This is a genomic window from Streptomyces sp. 7R007 (assembly GCF_054850255.1).
In genome coordinates this window covers 1-554 of record NZ_JBTWMV010000160.1, presented here as the reverse complement: position 1 = coordinate 554, position 554 = coordinate 1, and the positions used below count along the sequence as shown (strand labels likewise).

The following is a 554-nucleotide window of genomic DNA, read 5'->3' as shown; positions in this document are numbered from 1 at the left end:
GAGTTCTCGCGGCAGCGGGGTCTTGCGCGGGATGGGCGGTGCAAGGCGTATGCGGCGGGGGCGGATGGGACGGGGTGGTCTGAGGGGGTGGGGGTGGTGGTGTTGGAGCGGCTTTCGGATGCGCGGCGCCATGGTCATCGGGTGTGGGCGGTGGTGCGGGGCAGTGCGGTCAATCAGGACGGTGCCAGTAATGGGTTGACGGCGCCGAGTGGTCCGTCGCAGGAGCGGGTGATCCGGCAGGCGTTGGCGAGTGCGGGGGTGCCTGCGTCCGGGGTGGATGTGGTGGAGGGGCATGGGACGGGGACGGCGTTGGGGGATCCGATCGAGGCGCAGGCGTTGTTGGCGACGTATGGGCGGGGTCGGGAGGGTGTGGGGCCGGTGTGGTTGGGGTCGGTGAAGTCGAATATCGGGCATGCGCAGGCGGCGGCTGGTGTGGCTGGTGTGATCAAGATGGTGATGGCGTTGCGGGCGGGGGTGTTGCCGGCGACGTTGCATGTGGATGCGCCGAGTCCGCATGTGGATTGGTCGGTGGGGGCGGTGCGGTTGCTGACCGG

At 69.7% G+C, this 554-nt stretch carries 1 protein-coding gene; it reads left to right on the top strand.

Annotation, left to right across the window (positions count from 1 at the left end; genetic code table 11):
- Window positions 1-554: beta-ketoacyl synthase N-terminal-like domain-containing protein (locus tag ACYF6T_RS44595; protein WP_461703711.1), on the top strand; the 554-nt coding region annotated here is incomplete at both ends.